Below are 17,792 nucleotides of genomic sequence, written 5' to 3'. Positions count from 1 at the left end.
CGCGATTCACATTATCGATCTTGCTCGCCGGGCACCTCGTTAGGAAAGACCATCATGCCAGATAGTGCCCCGCAGCAATTGCTGCATCTCGTCATCGGCGGCGAGTTGACCGATCTCGAACACGTCACGTTCAAGGACCTCGACCAGGTCGATATCGTCGGCGTCTACCCCAATTACGCATCCGCTTACGCGGCCTGGAAGGCGAAGGCGCAGCAGACCGTCGATAATGCCCACATGCGCTACTTCGTGGTTCACCTCCACCGGCTGCTCGATCCAGGTCAAGACACGAAGTCCTCCACTTGAAACGCCTCCTTCGCGATTTGCTGCGCAGCACCTGGGTTCAGCGCGCGCTGGGAGTGCTCGCGGCCGAATATTTGCGGCTGGTCTGGCTGACCAACCGCTTCAGCTACGACCCCGCCAACGTCTACGACATCGTCGAGCCGGAACAGCCGGCGATCTTCGCGTTCTGGCACGGCCAGCATTTCATGACGCCGTTCATCAAGACCAAGGAGAGCCACCGCGCCAAGGTCCTGATCTCGCGGCACCGCGACGGCGAATTCAACGCCATCGCCGCCGAGCGGCTCGGCATCGGAACCATCAGGGGTTCCGGCGATCATGGCGGCGCCTTTCACCGCAAGGGCGGCGTCGGCGCCTTCCGCGAGATGCTGCAGGCGCTGGAAGATGGCTGGAACGTCGCGACCACCGCCGATGTGCCCAAGCGCGCCCGCGTGAGCGGGCTCGGCGTCATCATGCTGGCGCGGGAGTCCGGCCGGCCGATCATGCCGTTTGCGATGGTGACCAGCCGGTTCATCCGGTTGAAAAACTGGGACTCCACCACCATCAATTTGCCATTCGGGCGCGGTGCGGTGGTCGGCATCGAGCCGGTGCACGTACCGCCGGATGCCGATGCCGAGACTATGGAAAAGCTGCGTCTTCAGGTAGAATCTTATCTGAACGAAGCGACCCGTCGCGCCTACAAGGCGGTCGGGCGTCCGGAGGCCGCTCTTGGCTAATTCGCTGCCGATGACGTTGCGTGTCTACCGGAGTCTTTCGTCTGCCGTGGTGCCATTGTCGCCTGCGTTGATCAGCCGGCGGTTGAGGCTGGGCAAGGAGGACCCGGCGCGGGTCGGCGAGCGCCGCGGCATGAGCGCTGATGTTCGCCCCGCAGGGCCGCTGGTGTGGATTCACGGCGCCAGCGTCGGCGAAGTACTGGCGGCGGCTGCGCTGATCGAGCGGCTGCGGGCCCTGGACCTGCGCATCCTCCTGACGTCGGGCACGGTGACCTCGGCTGCGATCGTCGCCAAGCGGTTCCCCCCGGACGTCATCCATCAATATGTCCCCTACGACTCGCCGCGCTACGTCGCGCGATTCCTCGATCATTGGCGTCCGTCGCTGGCGCTCTTCATCGAGTCCGATCTTTGGCCGAACCTGATCCTGTCGAGCGCTGCGCGGCGGCTGCCGATGGTGCTGATCAATGGACGGATGTCGCAGCGCTCGTTTCCGCGCTGGCGCCGTGTCGCCGGCACCATTTCGGCGCTGCTCGACAAGTTCGACATCTGCCTGGCGCAGTCGCAGACCGATGCGGATCGCTTTGCCGCGCTGGGCAGCCGCAACGTCATGGTCACGGGAAATCTCAAGCTCGACGTTCCCGCTCCGCCGGCCGACGCCAACAAGCTGGACATGCTGATGTCGATGACACGCGGCCGCCCCGTGGTGGTCGCGGCCTCCACGCACCCGGGCGAAGAAGAAATCGTGACGGCCACCCACCGGACGCTCGCCGGATTCTTCCCGGGGCTGCTGACGGTGATTGTGCCCCGGCACCCCGATCGCGGCGAGGCCATCGCGCGCATGATCGCAGCTTCCGGCCTCAATCCGACCCTGCGCTCGCACGAGGACTTGCCCACCGCCACGACCGACATCTATGTCGCCGACACCATGGGCGAGCTGGGACTGTTCTACAGGCTGGCGCCGATCGTATTCATGGGCGGATCGCTGGTCGAGCATGGCGGGCAGAATCCGATCGAGGCGATCAAGCTCGGCGCCTCGATCGTCCACGGCCCTCACGTCTTCAACTTCACCGACGTCTACGAAGCCCTCGATTCAGCGGGCGGCGCGCGGCGGGCCGATACGCAGGAAGCGCTGGTCAAGCAGTTCGGGCAGATGCTCGCCGATTCCAAGGCGCGCGAAGCCGTGCTCACCGCATCCGAGCGCGTGGTCGGTCAGCTCGGCGGCGCCCTGGAGCGAACGCTCTCTGCCCTCGAGCCGTATCTGCTGCAGTTGCGGATCGAGATGGGAACCGGCAATGCGTGAGCCGGGCTTCTGGCACGGCCCGTCCTCGCTCAACTCGCATCTGTTGAAACCGCTCGGCGCGCTCTATGGCGCCATCGCCGCACAGCGCCTGCGGCGCAAGGGATTGAATGCTGGCATCCCGGTGCTCTGCGTCGGCAATTACCACGTCGGCGGCGCCGGCAAGACGCCGACCGTGCTGGCGCTGGCGAAGCTCATGCGCGACCTCGGCGAGACGCCGGTCGTGCTGAGCCGCGGGTACGGCGGCGAATTGCGCGGGCCGGTCCGCGTCGATCCTGAGCGGCACGCGGCGGCCGATGTCGGCGACGAACCGCTGATGCTGGCAGGCCATTTGCCGGTCGTGGTATCGCGCAAACGCGCCGAGGGCGTGCCGTTGGCGCGCTCGCAAGGCGCGACCGTGATCCTGATGGACGACGGTTTCCAGAATCCGTCGATCATCAAGGACGCATGCCTGATCGTGATCGACAGCGAACGCGGACTTGGCAACGGGAAGGTATTTCCCGCCGGTCCGCTGCGCGCGCCGCTGCGGCCGCAACTGGCGCGCACCGACGCGCTGATCATTGTCGGCAACGGCACCGCTGCCGAGCCGGTGGCCGCCGAGATTGCCGCACAGGGCAAGCCGGTACTGCGCGCGCATCTGAAGCCGGATGACGCGCCGGTCGCCGCGCTTCGCGGCAAGCGCGTGCTGGCATTTGCCGGTATCGGCGATCCCGTGCGTTTTTTCAACACGCTGCGCTTAAGCGGCATCGATGTCGTCAGGCAGCAGGCCTTCGCCGATCATCATCCGTACTCGCAGAGTGAGATCGAAGGCTTGATTACCGAGGCTCGGCGCGACGGGCTGACATTGGTGACGACGGAAAAGGACCTGGCGCGGCTGCGCGATCCGGCGCAGCACATCGTGCCGTTCGGGGTAACGCTAGAGTTCGACGATCCTGCGCGCCTGCGAAAATTCGTCGCCGACCGGCTATTCAAGGCGCGCGAGAGGAAAGAGTAGGGTGGGCAAAGCCAACGGGCGCGCGCTCGCGCGACCCGTTGGCTTTGCCCACCCTACAATCTACGAAACCGCGCTCAGCCCTGCGTCTTCAGCGCGCCGGGAAAGTGCCGCTGCAGCACGGCGCCCGGAACCGAATAGGCCTCCTGCAGATCGACGCTCCAGTACTTCAATTCGTCGAGCGGAATCCGCACGTCGGTGACGGCGCAGCGCACATAGGTCCCCGGCGAGATCACGCGGAAATCGCCGTCCAGATATTGCACCTGCGCTTCGCCATGGCCCGAGGGGCCGAATTTATTGAGCACCGTCAAACTCTCCGATGGGCCGGCCCGCGCGGGCCGGCGTCAAGTGTATTTTCCAAATTGGATCTATCATAAATAGGTCGTACTGTCCGCCCCGCAAACTGACCTACTTGTGATGATTTTGCGCCCACCTGCATGATAGCGTGAGTTTTATTGTGCCCGCAGCGTCACACCGATCCGACAGAGACCGATGCGCCTGTTGTCAGCAACGCTATTCCTGACGCTCCTTGCTGCGGCCTCCACCGCCGGTGCGGCGCCGTTGCCGGCCCCGCGCCAGGTCGATATCCCGGCGACCGGACTGACCCTGCACGCGCAGCTCTATAAGCCTGATGGTGACGGCCCATTTCCCACGGTAATCGCGCTGCATGGCTGCGGCGGATTGAGCGGGCAATCCGAGCCGGTGCTGCCGCGCTACAGTGACTGGGCGGAACAACTCCTGAAGTCCGGCCATGCCGTGCTGTTGCCGGACAGTCACGGTTCGCGCGAGCTCGACCCGCAATGCCGCGTCAAGGAGCGCCGCGTGCTTGCCCGCCGCGAGCGGGTGGCCGATGTCAACGCGTCGCGGCAATGGCTGTTGCAGCAGCCCTGGGTCGCGCGTGACCGCATCAGCTTGATCGGATGGGCCAACGGCGCCAGCGCGGTGCTGTGGGCGGTACGCCCGCAATCATCGTCGCGCGGGACTGGACCGGATTTCCGCTCTGCCATCGCGTTCTATCCGGACTGCCGGATCTCCTCCGGCCTCGGCTGGAGCGCGCGGGTGCCGACGCTGCTGTTGATTGGCGCCAAGGACGACGTCAGTTCACCGTCGGCCTGCCGTCAGATGGTGGAGGGTGCCCGCGGCCGCAGCGCGCTGGCGCGAATCGTGGTCTATCCCGGGGCGGCTCACGATTTCGACCGCGCCAACCTTCCGCTGCGGGCGATCGCGGGGGCTGACGCGGCATTGCCCGAACACGGCCATATCGGCACCGACGCGGATGCGCGCAAGGATGCGCAACAGCGCGTCACGGAATGGCTGGCGCGCTAAAACAGGCTTCCCTGATCTACCGGCTTTGGCACGCGCTTCGGTGCTGCTGGCCTCGCCTCGCGCGGGGCTGGCTTCGGCGCGCTTGTGGCTGGAGCCGTCGCCTGAGGCCGGTCCGCATCCGCGGTCGCCGCCACGCGGCCGTCGGCGAACTCGATGGAGAGACGCGCGCTCGGCCCGACCGCAGCGGCGGCATGGACGGCGTGGCCGTGTTCGTCGCGCACCAGGGCAAAGCCGCGGGCGAGCACGCCGCGATAGGACAGCGCCGACAACAACTGCCCGCTATGGGCGACCCGCGCGTCAAGCCGCTGCATCGCGATCGCGAGCGCTCGGCGGGCGCGCTCGGCCAGCCGTTGCGTACGTTCGCGTTCGCGCGCAATCGCGTTGCGCTGCGCCTGGGCGTTGGAGAGTTTTGAAGCCTTGAGCCTGATCTCCAAGCCGGCAAAACGTTCGCGCCGGTTGCGCAGCAGGGCGCGGGCGGACAGCCGGATTCGCTCGCCCGACACCGTAAGACGATGGCTGGCCTGCGCGACCTGTCCGCGCAACACCTTCAGCGTCAGGCCGGCGCTGAGATGCGAAAAGCGGCGGTGATGAGCATGCGTATTGGCTTTCAGGCCGCGGGGCAGGGCGGCGCCGAGGTGATCCAGCCGCTGCCTGGGGATCGCGAGCAGTTCGCTCAAACTCGGCAGCGCGCGGGCGGCGGCGCGCAATTCGTTGCGGCGGCTCTCCTGGCCGCGCTGCCAGCACACCATGGTGCGGCGCGCCAGGCTTTCCACCTCGGCGAACAATTCGCTGCGCACGGGAACGGCCATTTCGGCCGCCGCCGTCGGCGTCGGCGCGCGCTTGTCGGCGGCGAAATCGATCAGCGTGATATCGGTCTCGTGGCCGACGGCCGAGATCAGCGGAATCATGCTGTCGGCGGCAGCGCGAACCACGATCTCCTCGTTGAACGACCACAGATCCTCCAGCGAGCCGCCGCCGCGCGCGACGATCACGAGATCGGGCCGCGGGATTCGTCCGGTCTCGGGTAGCGCATTGAAACCGCGGATGGCCGCCGCAACCTGCTCGGCGGAGCCTTCGCCCTGCACCTTCACCGGCCACACCAGTACGCGGCGGGGAAAGCGGTCCTCCAGCCGATGCAGGATGTCTCTGATGACCGCGCCCGTCGGCGAGGTGACGACCCCGATCACTTCCGGCAGCCACGGCAGCAATTGCTTGCGCGCCTCGTCGAACAGGCCCTCGGCGGCGAGCTTCCGCTTGCGCTCCTCCATCAGCGCCATCAGCGCGCCGATCCCGGCAGGCTCCAGCGAGTCGATGACGATCTGGTATTTCGAGGAGTTTGGATAAGTCGTGAGCTTGCCGGTGGCGATGACCTCGAGCCCTTCCTGCGGCTTGAACCGCATCCGGGCGTGGGCGAACTTCCAGATCACCGCCTCGATCTTGGCGCTCTCGTCCTTGAGCGCGAAATAGCAATGGCCCGAGGAGTGCGGCCCGCGGAAGCCGGAGATTTCGCCGCGGACGCGGACATGGCCAAAGCGGTCCTCGACCGTCCGCTTCAGGGCGGAGGACAGTTCCGAGACGGTAAATTCGGGCGCGTTGATCAGGTTATCTGCTGGCATATCAGGGCGTAGAATCGGCCTTTTCCGGCGCTTCCGCAAGGTGCCGATGGCATGTTGGGGGAGCCAGAGCACATATCCACACGGGAATGGACACGTTGTTGCGGCGGGCTCCTGCCGTGCTAAACCGTCGCGCAATGGCCGGCAACCCCTCCACTTGGCTGCACTCCGAATGAACATTCTCCTGCTCGGTTCCGGCGGCCGCGAACACGCTCTGGCGTGGAAGATTGCCGCTTCCCCTCTGCTGACCAAATTGTGGTGCGCGCCGGGCAATGCCGGCATCGCGCGCGAAGCTGAATGCGTCGCGCTCGACGTTGCGAATCATGGCGCGGTGATCGAGTTCTGCAAAAGCAACGCCGTCGATCTCGTCGTGGTCGGCCCGGAAACGCCGCTTGCCGCCGGGATTGTCGATGATCTCGCGAAAGCCGGCATCAAGGCGTTCGGTCCGAGCAAGCAGGCGGCGCAACTCGAGGGCTCAAAGGGATTTACGAAGGACCTGTGCCGCGAATTCGATATTCCGACTGGCGCCTATGGCCGCTTCACTACCGCCGATGATGCGCTGGCCTATGTGCGCACGCAGGGCGCGCCGATCGTGGTCAAGGCCGACGGGTTGGCCGCCGGCAAAGGCGTCGTCGTGGCAAAGACGCTGGCGGAGGCTGAGGCCGCCATCGCCATGATGTTCGATGGCGCGTTCGGCGCGGCGGGAACGGAAGTCGTGATCGAGGAATTCCTCGCTGGCCGCGAGATCAGCTTCTTTGCGCTGTGCGACGGCGACACCGCAATCCCGCTCGCCTCGGCGCAGGACCACAAGCGCGTGTTCGATCATGACGAAGGACCGAACACCGGCGGCATGGGCGCCTATTCGCCGACGCCGTTCGTGACGGCTGAGGTGCACGATCAAATCATGGCGCGGATCATCCTGCCGACCGTCGCGGGCATGAAGAAGCGCGGCACGCCGTTCCGCGGCGTGCTCTATGCCGGCGTAATGCTGACGGAGCAGGGGCCAAAGCTGTTCGAATTCAATGTCCGCTTCGGCGACCCCGAATGCCAGGTGCTGATGCTGCGAATGATGTCCGACATCGTGCCGGCGTTTCTGGCGTCCTGCGACGGAGAACTGAAGCATTTCGACCTGCGCTGGTTTCCCGATCCGGCGCTGACCGTGGTGATGGCGGCGAAGGGTTATCCCGGCGACTACAAGAGGGGCACGCGGATTGAGGGCCTTGATGACGCGGCCGAAATCGAGGGCGTCGAGATATTTCACGCCGGCACGGCGGCGAAGGACGGCGGCATTGTCGCCAATGGCGGCCGCGTGCTGAACGTCTGCGCGATGGGGAAGACCGTCACCGAGGCGAGAGAGCGTGCCTATCAGGCCGTCGACCGCATCCAATGGCCGGATGGTTTTTGCCGGCGTGACATCGCCTGGCAGGCGGTGGAGGCGGAGAGGGGTTGAACGTCATTCCGGGGCGGCGCTACGCGCCGAACCCGGAATCTCGAGATTAGTTGCAGAAGTGCTCATCACATCGAGATTCCGGATCGACGCGCGATGCGCGTCGTCCGGAATGACGGTATGTCACAACAAATCCCCGCCCGCCGCGCTTGCCGTGGTGCCGTGCTCGCGGAACGCCTTGATGACGTTCTTGCCGATCTTCCACTTGTGTACTTCGTCCGGACCGTCGACCAGCCGCTGCGAGCGCACCTGGGTGTACCATTTCGCCAGCGGCGTATCCTGGCTGAAGCCGAGCGCGCCATGGAGCTGGATCGCGGTGTCGATCACCTTGTGCACCATGTGCGCATGGAAGATCTTTGCGATCGAGTTCTCCTGCCTGATATCGAGACCCTTCTCCGCCTTGTAGGCGATGTGCAGCAGCATCAGGCGGCCGATATAGAGTTCGCTGGCGCAGTCAGCGAGCATGAACTGCACTGCCTGGCGGTCGGCGAGCAATTTGCCGAAGGTCGAGCGCTTGGTGACATGGGCGACCGCCATGTCGAGCGCGCGTTGCGCCTTGGCGACGTTGTGCATGCCGTGGCGAAGGCGTCCATAGGCGAGGCGGTGCTGGCCCATGGCAAAGCCATTGCCTTCGCCGCCGAGCAGATTGTCGGCCGGCACCTTCAAATCCTTGATCTCGATTTCGGAGTGCCCGCCGTGCAGGATTTCGTCGTGCGGCCCTTCGATCGCCATGTTGGCGACGTTGCGCTTGATCTTGTAGCCGGGGTTCGGCAACTCCACGATGAAGGTCGAATACTGCTTGTGCCGTGGCGCGTTCGGATCGGTCTTGGCCATCACCAGCGCCATGTCGGCCACGCTGGCGGAGGAGGAAAACCACTTCTCGCCGTTCAGGACGTAGTTCTCGTTGCCGTCCTTCACCGCCGTGGTCTGCATGCCGGTGGCGTCGGCGCCGGCAGCCTTCTCAGTCATCGAGAAGCAGATGCGCTTGTCGCCGTTGAGCAGCGGTTTAAGGAACCTCTCCTTCTGATATTCCGTGCCATGGGCAAGGATCGTCATCATCGAGGCGTCGTCGGGACCTTGCGTGTTCATCGACAGTGCGCCCAGCATGCTCTCGCCCAGCTCCATCTGCACCAGCGCGTTGGCGAGCGGGCCGAGCCCCATGCCGCCATATTCCTTCGGCACCCATGGGCACCACAGGCCGCGCGCGCGGGCCTTGGCGCGGAGCGGGCCGAGCACTTCGGCGAGCGGCTTGGTATCGAGTTCCTTCTCTGCGGGGATGCATTCCTCCTGCACCCATTTGCGGACCTTCTCGCGGATTGCCTTGGCTTCGGCCGGAATTTCGAAATCGATCGACATCGCTGGTTTCCTCGCGTCTTGTTGTTGTTGGTCGGTCTTGAGGGATGGCATAAACCTGCGGTCTGCCAGCGGCAACGGCAAACAAAGTTTGAAGCAAGCCAAGGCTGTCATACCCCGCGCATGCGGGGTATCCAGTACGCCGAGGCGCCTGTTGTTAAAGGAGAGGCTGGTGTTTACTGGATCATCCGCCGGAGCCTGTCATCGGGCGCGCATTCGCGCGACCCGTTGGCGGATGATGACAGGTAGCGGATGACGAGAGAGTATGAAGATGCCCGATCTTGCCGATCTGTTTCCCGGATACGCGGCCGAATGGATCAACACCTCATCGGGCCGCATCTTTGCCCGTGTTGGCGGCAACGGCCCGCCGCTATTGCTGCTGCATGGTTTTTCGTCGACGCATGTGATGTGGCACCAAGTCGCGCCGCAACTGGCGGACCGGTTCACGCTGATCATCGCTGACCTGCCGGGCTATGGCTGGTCGGACATGCCCCGCAGCGATGAGAACCATACGCCCTACACCAAGCGCGCGATGGCGAAAGTGATGGTGGAGGCGATGGAGCAGCTCGGCCATGTGCATTTCGCGCTCGCCGGTCACGACCGCGGCGGCCGCGTGTCATACCGGCTGGCGCTCGATCATCCCGGCCGGCTGTCGAAGCTCGCGGTGCTCGATATCGCGCCGACCTATGACTATTGGGAGAAGTTGAACCGGCTTTCGGCGCTCAAGATCTACCACTGGGCGTTTCTGGCGCAGCCCTATCCGCTGCCGGAAACGCTGATCGCCAACAATGGAGAATTTTTCCTCAAGTACAAGATGGCCAGCCAGACCAAATCGAAGACGCTCGACGCGATCGATCCACGCGCGCTGGAACATTATCTCGCGCCATTCCGCGATCCCGCCCGCGTGCATGCGATGTGCGAGGACTACCGTGCCGGTGCCTATGCCGACTACGAAATCGACAAGGCCGATTTCGATGCCGGAAAGAAGATCACGGTTCCAATGCTGGCGCTGTGGGGCGATGCCGGCGTCGCGCCTGCTGCAACGACGCCGCTCGATGCGTGGAAGAAATGGGCGACGAATGTGGAAGGAGCGCCGGTCGATTCCGGACATTTTTTGACGGAGGAGAATCCGGGCGTGACGGCGAAATTGCTGCGGGAGTTTTTCCTGGCGGCGTGATTCGTAGCCCGGATGAGCGAAGCGATATCCGGGACACGGTCCCCCGGATATCGCTTCGCTCATCCGGGCTACAGGTCCATCACCGCCGCTCCCTGAAAAAATCCCGCAACAGCGCCGCGGCCTTGCTCTCGCCGACCGCCGAATAAACCTCCGGCACGTGATGGCAGGTCGGCTGGGCAAAGAACCGCACGCCGGAATCCACCGCGCCGCCCTTGGGATCGGCGGCGCCGTAATAGAGCCGCCGGATCCGCGCAAACGAGATCGCGCCGGCGCACATCGTGCAGGGCTCCAGCGTGACGTAGAGGTCGCAATCGACCAGCCGTTCGGTGCCGATGGCCTCGGCCGCCTGCCGGATCGCGAGGATTTCGGCGTGCGCGGTCGGGTCGCGGTCAGTCAGCGTCCGGTTGCCGGCGGTGGCGATCACCTCGTAATCCCTCACGATCACGCAGCCGATCGGAACTTCGCCGGCTTTTCCGGCGTTTTCGGCCGTTTTCAGCGCCAAATCCATGAAAGAAGGAGCAGTCATGCCTCGTATCATTGGAATAAACCTGCTATGAGGGCCGCCTTCAGCAAACGTGGATGCCGGTTTTGCGTGAGAATGCGCCTTGAGCGAAGTGCGCGCGCGTTATCGCTATGACAGCCCATCCTGATCCGCCTGATGGCCATTTTATTCGGACCCAAGAGAACATTCATGCCCCGCGATAACGACAAAAACAACGATTCCCGCGGCCGGCGGGACCGTCCCGGTGGCGGCAAGGGCCGTGCCGGCGGTGGCAAGGGCCGCTCGGGAGCGGCGAGGGGGCCTGAGAAGAAGTTTGCCAAACGCGGCTTTGGCGCCAGGGATGGCGACGAGCGCGGCGGTGAGCGGCGTCCCTATGCCGCGAAATCCGAGGGGGCAAAATCGTTCGGCAAGAAGCCTTACGCCGGCAAGCGGGAAGGTGCTTCCTTCCGCCGGGACGATGATCGGCCGCCGCGCCGGGATTTTGGCGATCGGCCTCGGGCAAGATTTGACCGGGAGGATCGTTCCGGCGGTGATCGCCCCGAGCGGGGTCCGCGCAAGGATTTTCGCGCGCGGGACGATCGCGATGGCGACAAGCGTTCGTTCAAGCCGCGCGGCGAACGGCCGAACTATGATCGCGACGACCGTCCCGCGCGTCGGGATCGCAAAGGCGACCCTGGGCGTCGCAAGGGCGACCACCCTGGGGAGCGTGACGAAGCGCGTCCGGCCGGGCGTTCCTCCGACAGGAAATTCGGCGACAAGCGGCCTTACACGCCGCGCGGAGAAGGTTTCCGGAAGGACGGAGACCGTCCGCGCGGCGATCGGCCGTATGGTGATCGTGCGCCGCGCGATGGCGAGAAGCGATTTTCGCGCGGTCCACGCAAGGATTTTGGTGATCGCCCCGAGCGGGGTGACGAGAAGCCCTGGCAGAAGCGCGATGACCGGGGAGGGCGTGACGCCCGTCCTTCACGTGAAGGCGGGCGCAGCTTCGACAAGCCGCGCTTTGATCGGTCGCGCGATGATCGCGGTGGCGACGAGCGTCCGCGGTTTTCGCGTTCGCGCGAGGATCGCCCGAAGTTTGACCGTCCCCGCCAGCACCGGGATCGCAAGGGCGACCCGGGGGAAGGCCGCACTGACTGGCAGGAGCATCCGCGCAGCGAATCGCGCGACGACCGTCCGCGCCGCGACAATGAAGACGACAGCAGGATCTTTGCCAAACGCCCGGCGTTCGGGGGCCGTGGCGCGTATCGCGAGCGCCCGACCGATTTCGACAAGCGCGCGCCGCGAGCGGAGCCGAAGCCGAAGAAGGCCGGAGAGCGCATCGCCAAGGTGGTCGCCCGCGCGGGCCTTGCCTCGCGCCGCGATGCCGAGGAATGGATCACGCAGGGCCGCGTCACCGTCAACGGCCGCGTCATCAATTCGCCGGCGCTCGACGTCACCGCCAATGACGTGATCGCCGTCGACGGCAAGGTGTTGCCGCCGCGCGAGCGCACGCGACTGTTCATGTATCACAAGCCGCGTGGGCTGATGACCACGCATGCCGATCCCGAAGGGCGGCCGACCGTGTTCGACAATCTGCCCGAAGGCCTGCCGCGGCTGATCTCGGTCGGCCGGCTCGATTTCAACACCGAGGGGCTGCTGCTGCTGACCAATGACGGCGGCCTGGCACGCGCGCTCGAGCTGCCCGACACCGGCTGGCTCAGGCGCTATCGCGTGCGCGCCCACGGCGAGGTCACGCAAGCGCAGCTCGATGAACTGAAAAAGGGCGTCGAGGTCGACGGCGTCAAATACGGCTCGATCGACGCGACGCTGGAGCGCGACCAGGGCGCCAACGTCTGGCTGGTGTTCGCGATCCGCGAAGGCAAGAACCGCGAGGTCCGCAACGTCATGGCCCATCTCGGCCTCGAGGTGAACCGGCTGATCCGCGTCTCCTACGGACCGTTCCAGCTCGGCGAGCTGGCCGAGGGCCAGGTCGAGGAGGTCAAGACCCGCGTGCTGCGCGAGCAGCTCGGCGAGAAGATCGCCGCACTCGCGGGCGCGGACTTCAATCGGCCGATGCCGGGCGAGAAATCTGATGAAGAAGACGAAGCCCCGCGCGGCAAGAAGCCGTTCAAGCCGGCGGGCAAGAGCGCGCTGATTGCCGACCGCAAGGGCCGCCGCGTGCTGGTGCAGCGCACCGGCAGCGAGGAAGCCCGCGCGCGCAACGAGGACGAGGCCAATGGCTACGGCCCGCCGCGCCGCCCGAAGCGGGGCTATCACGGCAAGCGCGATCTGAAGCCGCGGGACGAGTAGGGACGCCAGATGAGTGTCGCGCTTCCTTCTGTGGTCTCTGACCCGGCGCATACTGCGTTCCCTCCCCCCTTGCGGGGGAGGGCTAGGGAGAGGGGTATCCCACGGGAAGTCTGCCCGTGTGGCACCCCCTTCCCCAACCCTTCCCCGCAAGGGGGAAGGGAGCACAGCCGGGCCGCACGTTGATGCGTGTCGTCGGCGGACGATTGAAGGGCCGTAATATCGCCTCGCCCTCCTCGCGGGACATTCGCCCGACGGCGGATCGCTTGCGCGAGTCCGTGTTCAACATCCTGATGCACGCTTACGACAACCCGATCGAAGGCGCACGCGTGCTCGACCTGTTCGCCGGCACCGGTGCGCTCGGCATCGAGGCGGTGTCGCGCGGAGCCAGCTTCACGCTGTTCGTCGACAACGGCGCCGAAGCGCGCGCGTTGTTGCGCAACAATGTCGAGGCGCTGGGGCTCGGCGGCGTGACAAAAGTCTATCGCCGCGACGCCACCAATCTCGGCCCGGCGCATCCGGTCGAGCCGTTCTCGCTGGTGTTCCTCGATCCGCCCTATGGCAAGAGTCTCGCGGAGAAGGCGCTGGTCTCGCTGCGCGATGGCGGCTGGCTGACGCCCGGTGCGCTCGTGGTAGTGGAGGAGGCGAAGGCTGCGGCGTTCGCGGCGCCCAATGGATTCGAGGAGCTGGAGCGGCGCACGTATGACGACACGGAGTTCGTGTTTCTAAAGAACTCGAACTCGTAGGGTGGGCAAAGGCGCGCTTGCGCCGTGCCCACCATCGCACTCTCCGTTCGTGATGGTGGGCACGCTTCGCTTTGCCCACCCTACTTCCTCACCGCCGCCCGAACAGCTTCTCGATGTCGCTCAGCTTCAATTCCACATAGGTCGGGCGGCCGTGGTTACACTGGCCGGAATTCGGCGTGTCTTCCATCTCGCGCAGAAGCGCGTTCATCTCTTCCGGCTTGAGGCGTCTCCCGGCGCGGACCGAGCCGTGGCAGGCCATGGTGGCCGCGACATGCATCAGGCGGCGCTCCAGCGGCAGTGCCTCGTCCCATTCGGCCATGTGCTCGGCGAGATCGCGCAGCAAGCCTGCGGCATTCGCCTTGCCGAGCAACGATGGTGTCTCGCGCACCGCCACCGCGCCGGGGCCGAAAGATTCGATCGCAAGTCCGAAGGAGGCGAGTTCCTCGGCGCGCGCCAGCAGCTTCTCGACGGTAGCCTCATCGAGTTCGACGATCTCGGGGATCAGAAGAATCTGCCGCTGCACGCCGTTCTTCGCCAGCGACGCCTTCAGCTTTTCGTAGACGATGCGCTCATGGGCGGCGTGCTGATCCACGACGATGAGGCCGTCGCGGGTCTGTGAGACGATATAGGTCTCGTGGATTTGCGTCCGCGCCGCGCCGAGCGGACGGTCGAGCAGGTCGGCGGAGGGCTGCGCCTCGAAGCGCACGTCGGCGGTTGGCGCGCCGACATCGAATGCGGCTTGCCCGGCTTCGGCGAGCGCCGTTGCCGCCACGCCTTCGAACGAAGGCCGGACCGGATAGGCCGGCGAACTCCGCCAGTCCCAGTTGGTCGGGCGCGGCGCAAAGGACGGACGAAACGCCGACAGCGCGGCACCGTCGGTATTGGCGGCGGTGCGCCGGCCCTCGCGGGCGAGGCCGTCCTTGAGCGCATGCACGATCAGCGCGCGAACGAGGCCGGCGTTGCGAAACCGCACCTCGGTCTTGGCCGGATGCACGTTGGCGTCAACCTCCTGCGGCGCCAGCGTCACGAACAGCGCGACGACAGGATGACGGTCACGCGGCAGATAGTCGGAATAGGCCGCGCGCACCGCGCCGAGGATGAGCTTGTCGCGGACCGGGCGGCCGTTGACGAACAGATATTGCCCGAGCGCATTGGCGCGGGTCAGCGAGGGGGCGGCGGCAAAGCCCTCGACCACGACGCCTTCGCGCTCGGAGCGCACTTCGATGGCGCAAGAGCGGAAATCGTGACCTAAGATGTCGCCGAGCCGCGTCAGCCGGCCCGCAGCACCCGGCAGCGCCGCGGCCCAGGTCACCGGCGCGCGTTCCTCGCCGGCCAAGGTGAAAGCGATGTCAGGCCGCGCCATCGCGAGGCGCCGCACCACTTCGCGGATCGCCTCGGCCTCGGTGCGGTCGGTCTTGAGGAATTTCAGCCGGGCGGGCGTTGCATAAAAGAGATCGCTGACTTCGACGCGGGTGCCCTGCGACAGCGCGGCCGGCATGATCTGCGATTTCAGACCGCCTTCGACCGATAGCGACCAGGCATGAGGCTCGCTGGCGTGGCGCGTGGTGATACCGAGCTTCGCCACGGCGCCGATCGAGGGCAGGGCCTCGCCGCGAAAGCCCAGCGTGCGAATGCGTAACAGATCCTCGTCGTCGAGCTTGGAGGTGGCATGACGGTCGACGGCGAGCGCGAGATCGCCATGGGTCATTCCGCTGCCGTCATCGGTGATGCCGATCCGCCGCCTGCCGCCGCCATCGGTGAAAATGTCGACGCGGCTGGCGCCGGCGTCGATCGCGTTTTCGACCAGTTCCTTGACCACGCTTGCGGGACGTTCGACCACTTCGCCGGCGGCGATGCGATTGACGACCTGTTCGGGGAGCTGGCGGACGGGCATGCGTTCTCGGATCGATTCGAGGCTGGATGACGATTTTACGCGGCTACCGAGTCAAATGCATGTGTTCAAAATATTTTTACGGAACTTTCCGGACGCTGCGGAGGCGCCGAATATGCGGTCTGCATGTGGCCAAGGATTCGCAAAATGACCTCGAAATCCCTGCACGATCACCACATCGCGCGGCTTGCATGGCGAACGCACCGTTCGCGGATAACGACTGATCCGGCGATGAACATGTTCGGGTTGTGAACGGTGCCTGAAGAAGCCGAACTGTTCGTCGTCGACAAAACCTTGGAGAAATGGATGAAGCTAGTGAAAACCTCGGCGATCGCGGTTGCAATCTCGGCTCTGCTTGCCGGTCCGGTACTGGCGCAAGGCGCCTCATCCGACACCCAGATCCGCGGCGGAGCAAAGGGCACCCAGATGCAGGGCGGCGCGTCGGGCAGCATGGACGAAGACGCGCCGGCGGGCGCCGCGGGCCAGAGGGCAGGCACCAAGCCGGGCGCGAAAGGCACCGTCGGAGCGGGCGGTAGTGCAGCGCCGCCCAAGGCCACGGGCGGAGCGGCGACCCCTCCAGCAAGCAGCCGCTAAGTGCCTGGGGGAAACCCGCCTCCTCAGACGGGTTGCTCTCCAACAGAACTCCGGCCGTGCGGCGGCCGGAGTTTTTTTATGCCTCGACTGGCGATCCGCGAACCGAAAGCTCGGCCCGGCGGCTCTATCTGACGAGAACGCGCTGACGTTCTTTCGCGCAATCGAAGGGAGCTGTTATGTTCTATCGCAAGAATTTGCCGGGCTGGGAGCGGGCGATGCGGACGATCGGGGGCGTTGTGATGATCGCCTATGGGCTTTTCGGCATATCCGGCACGACGGCCGGCTACCTGATCGCGGCCACCGGCGCGGTCGCAATCGCGACCGGATTTTTCGGCTTTTGTCCGATGTGTGCCATGGTCGGCCGCAGGCTTCCCTCGTCATGAGTGCGTTGGTCCGAGCGGGGCGCTGGAGCCCTTCGCTGATCGAGGCCGCCCGCGGCGGCGACACCGAGGCGCTGGTGTCGCTGATCGCGGCTGCTCAGCCGGATATCCGCCGCTATGCTGCACGCAATTGCCGCGCGGCCGATATCGACGACGCGGTTCAGGAAACGCTGTTGCTCTTGTACCGGCGGGTCGGCACGTTGCGCGCGGTGACGTCGTTTTCGGCGTGGTTGTTTGCAGTGGCGCGCCGCGCCTGTCTTCGCTTGCTGCGTCGGGCGACGGGAGCACCGGCGGCGCCGGCCGACGATGCGGAGGCGCACCTGGCGCATCTTGCGCCGGAAGACATTCGCATCGATCTTTCCCGCGCCATCCAGTCGCTGCCCGACCACTATCGCGAGGTGATCCTGCTGCGCGATATCGAGGAGTTGTCGATCGACGAGATCGCTGGTGTTCTTGGGCTGACACGCGAAAGCGTCAAGGCGCGCATTCACCGCGCGCGGATCATGATCCGGGAATATCTAGTTCGCGATTGAGACGTCGTGATTGGCGGCTCAATCGTCAAAGCGCGCCGTGCGTTTCGCCTTGACGTCGCTGCGCCGCTTCTTGCCTTCCAGCCGCCGCTGCTTCGATCCGAAGGTCGGCTTGGTCGGCCGGCGCGGCGTCGGGCGGATCAGGGCCTCACGCACCAATTCGAGCAGGCGGTCGATGGCGTCGGCCCGGTTGCGCTCCTGGGTACGGAAGCGCTGGGCGTGGATCACGATCACGCCCTCCTTGGTCATGCGCTGGCCGGCGAGCCGCACCAGCCGTGCGGCCGCATCCTCCGGCAGCGCGATCTTGCGCGTGTCGAAGCGGAGCTGCGCTGCGGTCGCGAGCTTGTTGACATTCTGCCCGCCCGGGCCGGAGGCGCGGACGAAGCCGATCTCGATGTCGTTTTCGTCAATCGTGAGGTCGCGGGAAACCCGCAGCATGGCGTTCACCGGGGAAAGAAGAATCGGCGAGGGCACAATAGCGGGTTTGTGTTGAGGTTGCTCTGCCGCGCTTTTTCCGTAGGGAGGGACGGGGAGGGTAAACCGCCCACAAGCACTGCCGTCGTGGCCACCCCTCTCCCTAACCCTCTCCCGCAAGGGGAGAGGGAACACAGCGAGTATGCGGCGCCACCGTCGCTCTCAATGACGGCGG

General features: G+C 65.5%; 18 protein-coding genes. 12 read left to right on the top strand and 6 right to left on the bottom strand.

Translation table 11 applies throughout. From position 1 onward, the window contains the following. The first annotated feature begins 54 nt into the window (after positions 1-54). From V1292_RS02810 to lpxK, 4 genes are read left to right on the top strand one after another with little or no spacing between them, the layout of a single operon-like run. Positions 55-303, top strand: a complete 249-nt coding sequence (locus V1292_RS02810; RefSeq protein ID WP_334370216.1) for a DUF4170 domain-containing protein — start codon at positions 55-57, stop codon at positions 301-303. Further along, positions 300-1,013, top strand: a complete 714-nt coding sequence (locus V1292_RS02805) for a lysophospholipid acyltransferase family protein (RefSeq protein WP_334370215.1) — start codon at positions 300-302, stop codon at positions 1,011-1,013. The genes V1292_RS02810 and V1292_RS02805 overlap by 4 nt, the downstream gene beginning before the upstream one ends. 10 nt (positions 1,014-1,023) lie before the next feature. Beyond that, positions 1,024-2,310, top strand: coding sequence for a 3-deoxy-D-manno-octulosonic acid transferase (locus tag V1292_RS02800; protein ID WP_334376917.1), 1,287 nt, complete (start codon positions 1,024-1,026; stop codon positions 2,308-2,310). Next, the gene (lpxK, locus tag V1292_RS02795; RefSeq protein ID WP_334370214.1) at positions 2,303-3,301 is read left to right on the top strand and encodes a tetraacyldisaccharide 4'-kinase; all 999 of its coding nucleotides are present in this window, start codon (positions 2,303-2,305) and stop codon (positions 3,299-3,301) included. The genes V1292_RS02800 and lpxK overlap by 8 nt, the downstream gene beginning before the upstream one ends. A gap of 74 nt (positions 3,302-3,375) precedes the next feature. Here the strand turns inward: lpxK and V1292_RS02790 are convergent, their stop codons facing one another. Next, a complete protein-coding gene (locus V1292_RS02790; protein WP_057842324.1) occupies positions 3,376-3,603 on the bottom strand; it encodes a DUF2093 domain-containing protein in 228 nt (75 codons plus the stop codon). Between the two features lie 187 nt (positions 3,604-3,790). Here V1292_RS02790 and V1292_RS02785 point away from each other — a divergent pair, with 187 nt between their 5' ends. Continuing rightward, complete coding sequence (locus tag V1292_RS02785; RefSeq protein ID WP_334370213.1) at positions 3,791-4,624, top strand: dienelactone hydrolase family protein; 834 nt, start codon at positions 3,791-3,793, stop codon at positions 4,622-4,624. On the opposite strand, the gene xseA is transcribed toward V1292_RS02785, so the two are convergent. Then, complete coding sequence (gene xseA, locus V1292_RS02780; protein ID WP_334370212.1) at positions 4,621-6,240, bottom strand: exodeoxyribonuclease VII large subunit; 1,620 nt, start codon at positions 6,238-6,240, stop codon at positions 4,621-4,623. The genes V1292_RS02785 and xseA overlap by 4 nt on opposite strands. Before the next feature lie 169 nt (positions 6,241-6,409). On the opposite strand from xseA, the gene purD reads away from it, so the two are divergent. Beyond that, a complete protein-coding gene (gene purD / locus V1292_RS02775) occupies positions 6,410-7,687 on the top strand; it encodes a phosphoribosylamine--glycine ligase (RefSeq protein ID WP_334370211.1) in 1,278 nt (425 codons plus the stop codon). 120 nt (positions 7,688-7,807) lie between these two features. On the opposite strand, the gene V1292_RS02770 is transcribed toward purD, so the two are convergent. Further along, complete coding sequence (locus tag V1292_RS02770) at positions 7,808-9,040, bottom strand: acyl-CoA dehydrogenase family protein (RefSeq protein ID WP_334370210.1); 1,233 nt, start codon at positions 9,038-9,040, stop codon at positions 7,808-7,810. Between the two features lie 268 nt (positions 9,041-9,308). Here V1292_RS02770 and V1292_RS02765 point away from each other — a divergent pair, with 268 nt between their 5' ends. Further along, entirely contained in the window at positions 9,309-10,214 is a 906-nt protein-coding gene (locus V1292_RS02765; RefSeq protein WP_334376916.1) for an alpha/beta fold hydrolase, read from the top strand. 79 nt (positions 10,215-10,293) lie between these two features. On the opposite strand, the gene V1292_RS02760 is transcribed toward V1292_RS02765, so the two are convergent. Continuing rightward, on the bottom strand, positions 10,294-10,740 hold the full coding sequence (locus V1292_RS02760; protein WP_334370209.1) for a nucleoside deaminase: 447 nt from the start codon (positions 10,738-10,740) through the stop codon (positions 10,294-10,296). A gap of 165 nt (positions 10,741-10,905) precedes the next feature. On the opposite strand from V1292_RS02760, the gene V1292_RS02755 reads away from it, so the two are divergent. Both V1292_RS02755 and rsmD read left to right on the top strand, forming a co-directional pair. Continuing rightward, positions 10,906-13,005, top strand: a complete 2,100-nt coding sequence (locus V1292_RS02755) for a pseudouridine synthase (protein ID WP_334370208.1) — start codon at positions 10,906-10,908, stop codon at positions 13,003-13,005. A 182-nt stretch (positions 13,006-13,187) separates the two neighbouring features. Beyond that, positions 13,188-13,748, top strand: coding sequence for a 16S rRNA (guanine(966)-N(2))-methyltransferase RsmD (gene rsmD / locus V1292_RS02750; protein WP_334370207.1), 561 nt, complete (start codon positions 13,188-13,190; stop codon positions 13,746-13,748). Between the two features lie 88 nt (positions 13,749-13,836). Here the strand turns inward: rsmD and mutL are convergent, their stop codons facing one another. Then, complete coding sequence (gene mutL / locus V1292_RS02745) at positions 13,837-15,642, bottom strand: DNA mismatch repair endonuclease MutL (protein ID WP_334370206.1); 1,806 nt, start codon at positions 15,640-15,642, stop codon at positions 13,837-13,839. 303 nt (positions 15,643-15,945) lie between these two features. Here mutL and V1292_RS02740 point away from each other — a divergent pair, with 303 nt between their 5' ends. The 3 genes from V1292_RS02740 (at position 15,946) to V1292_RS02730 (ending at position 17,146) form a co-directional block, all read left to right on the top strand. Then, positions 15,946-16,233, top strand: a complete 288-nt coding sequence (locus V1292_RS02740; RefSeq protein WP_028350708.1) for a hypothetical protein — start codon at positions 15,946-15,948, stop codon at positions 16,231-16,233. A 176-nt stretch (positions 16,234-16,409) separates the two neighbouring features. Next, entirely contained in the window at positions 16,410-16,616 is a 207-nt protein-coding gene (locus tag V1292_RS02735; protein WP_334370205.1) for a YgaP family membrane protein, read from the top strand. Next, entirely contained in the window at positions 16,613-17,146 is a 534-nt protein-coding gene (locus tag V1292_RS02730; protein WP_334370204.1) for an RNA polymerase sigma factor, read from the top strand. The genes V1292_RS02735 and V1292_RS02730 overlap by 4 nt, the downstream gene beginning before the upstream one ends. An 18-nt stretch (positions 17,147-17,164) precedes the next feature. Here V1292_RS02730 and arfB read toward each other — a convergent pair whose 3' ends face one another. Then, positions 17,165-17,581, bottom strand: coding sequence for an alternative ribosome rescue aminoacyl-tRNA hydrolase ArfB (arfB, locus tag V1292_RS02725; RefSeq protein WP_334370203.1), 417 nt, complete (start codon positions 17,579-17,581; stop codon positions 17,165-17,167). Positions 17,582-17,792: the final 211 nt, after the last annotated feature.

The sequence above is a fragment of the Bradyrhizobium sp. AZCC 1719 genome (assembly GCF_036924525.1).
Lineage (GTDB): Bacteria > Pseudomonadota > Alphaproteobacteria > Rhizobiales > Xanthobacteraceae > Bradyrhizobium.
This window is presented reverse-complemented; position numbering and strand designations above follow the sequence as displayed.